The organism is Sphingobium sp. ba1 (genome assembly GCF_000743655.1).
In the GTDB taxonomy this organism is placed as follows: domain Bacteria; phylum Pseudomonadota; class Alphaproteobacteria; order Sphingomonadales; family Sphingomonadaceae; genus Sphingobium.
This window is the reverse complement of record NZ_JPPQ01000006.1, coordinates 310,263-312,659: the sequence shown is the minus strand read 5'-3', so window position 1 is coordinate 312,659 and position 2,397 is coordinate 310,263. Positions and strand designations below refer to the sequence as shown.

Sequence of the window (2,397 nt, the reverse complement as noted above, 5' to 3'; positions counted from 1 at the left end):
GCCGCCCGCAGCAGGACTATCCCGCCGCTACCGTGGTCGAATATTGCTCCGCCGTTCTCATCGCTAAATGCGACATATCCCACTCAAATACGGCAACGAAATTTGGCGCGACTTAAATCTCGTTGCCGTGCTGTCCAAAGACGGCCAGGCCCGCGATAGCAAGCAAGATGCACTATCGCGGGCAAGACATAGCGTTCATCTTAATTCGTTCATCAAGACGCCATTCGGTTCACGTCCCAATGTAGACGCTTTTCCTGCACGAGCCCCTGAATCATGCCTTCCATCGTTCCCGCTACACGGCTCCAATCGTGGGCATGAAGCCAGTCGTGCATCGCGGCCTGGACAGTCCTTCTTTCTTCCGGGCTACGCAGTAAACGCCCGATTACCTCGGCCAGCACTTCTGGATCATTATTGTCCGCCCATGCGGCTGCATCACCCAGTTCCGCGAAAATCTTCACCCGCGTTGCGACAAGCGGGACCATGCTCGCGAGGGAGACGCGGACGGCTCCACTGGCCGAATCCGTGCTTTCGCTATAGGGTAATGCGATGATGTCGCACGCAGACAACAGGCCGTTGACTTCCTCGATCGGCATGAAGGCTTGATGCCATTCGATGGCGTCATACACGCCCAAGGATTTCGCCAACGCCTTGCATTCGGAAATATAGGCTTGATGGCCTTCGCCTGGAAACTGGGCATTGACTAGGCGAAGCTTAAGATTGGGCCAGTCCTGACGGAGGATCGCGGCCGCGCGAATAAGCTTGTCTATGCCCTTATGCTGGAAAAAGAAGCCGTGGCATCCGATGATGGGCGCGTCGTGCTGGGTAAAACGCTTTGGCCATGGTGCCTGATCCGGCGCGAATGCGCCGTGGGGCAACAGGCCGATATTATGCTTTAGCCCCATCGACAAAAGGAAATTCATATCCGCGATATTGTGGACAAGAACCCTGCTGAATTTACCGAGTCCTTCCAGCAATGTCATCAGTTCATGCGAACTGGCGCGTGCCATGTTACCGGCATTATGGAGAACAACGACCGTCACCTTGCCAACCAAACGATCATCTAGCGCCAAACGGCCGAGTTGATCCCAGGATAGTAGTCCATCCTGATGCTGAATGACCAGAGCTTCGGCGTCGATGTCTTCGACGGCATTCAAGATATCGTCGATCTTGGGCACATTATCGACGGCCCATGTCGGAATGTGGCGCGGGACCGACGACACACGCCGGGGCGTGCGATGATCACATAGGACGGTTAGTTCGCGTTGGGCCGCTGGCGAAAAGTGATCGACGATATATTGCGAATATTGGGCGATGCCGCACTGGACGCCCCAGGTGCTGACCCAAGCTACACGCGCTTTTTCGCCATTCGACGTATCGAGCAGATTTTCGACCATCGCTGTATAACGATGGAGCCATGCCATCTTATCGCTTTCCCGCGCGGCCGCGATAAGAGCACGTTGCCGACGTTCTTCTATCACCATGTCCTGATCCGGGTCGGCTTGCTCCCGCAACGCTGCCGCCAGATCTTCAACGTCCGGTTCCACCCACAAGGAATGGTGCCCGCTCACATGGCTTTCCGAACGTGCGAAGCGATAGTCGATGAGACGCGCTTCCCGCTCGCTGCAAAAATCACGCTGCCCACCATGACCGGTAACGATCAACGGCAATCCGGATGCCATCGCTTCAAGCGCAGGTAAATTATACCCTTCCCCACGCGATGGCAAAACCATGACGTCGGCATCGGCGTAAAATTGTAGCAGTTCATCACGCTCGACGTCCCGGTTTATGATCTCGACCGTTGCGAGGTCGGGATAGCGCGACACGAGTTCTTCCAGTTGCTGCTCGACATCATTGTGCGGGTTAGGAAAAGTCTTGATGACCAGACGCACAGGATCGGCAGAGGTAAATGCCTTAGCCCAAGCCGCCAGCAGAATGTCGATACCCTTGCGCTTGAAGCAGGACGATACATGAAGGAAACGCACTTCCTTACCGCGCGGGCTTCGTCCGCCAGCCAGCGCTTGATAAGGTTCGATATCGACCGGTTGGCCGATCGTCGCAATCGGAATCGACAAGCCAGAATCGAGAAGCGCGTTCGTTACAGTTCGTGCAGGCGAAATTATAGCGTCGAAATTCTTACCCAAACGTTCGATTGTGTGTTCTGGGACAGCGCTTTCTTCCCAAAAGAACAGGGCCATCATCAGACGATAAGACCCGTCGGGCACTATGACCGGATAATGATGGCTGATAACAACTTCATTGCCATTGTCCGGTGCAGCTCGCCCTGCCAACTCGATCATGAGGGGCTTGTCGTCTGCAGGCACACCTTCTGTATGGTCTATGGGATCTGTTTCGATTGCAAGAAAGCGCGCCTGACCAGGGAAGCTCGCTTCCAGCGAT

The 2,397-nt window shown here is 55.3% G+C and carries 1 protein-coding gene; it reads right to left on the bottom strand.

Features of this window, described 5'->3' with window-relative positions; all coding sequences use genetic code 11:
- Positions 1-212 precede the first annotated feature (212 nt).
- On the bottom strand, positions 213-2,397 hold a 2,185-nt coding region (locus IL54_RS01725; protein WP_193378799.1), incomplete at its 5' end, for a glycosyltransferase family 4 protein.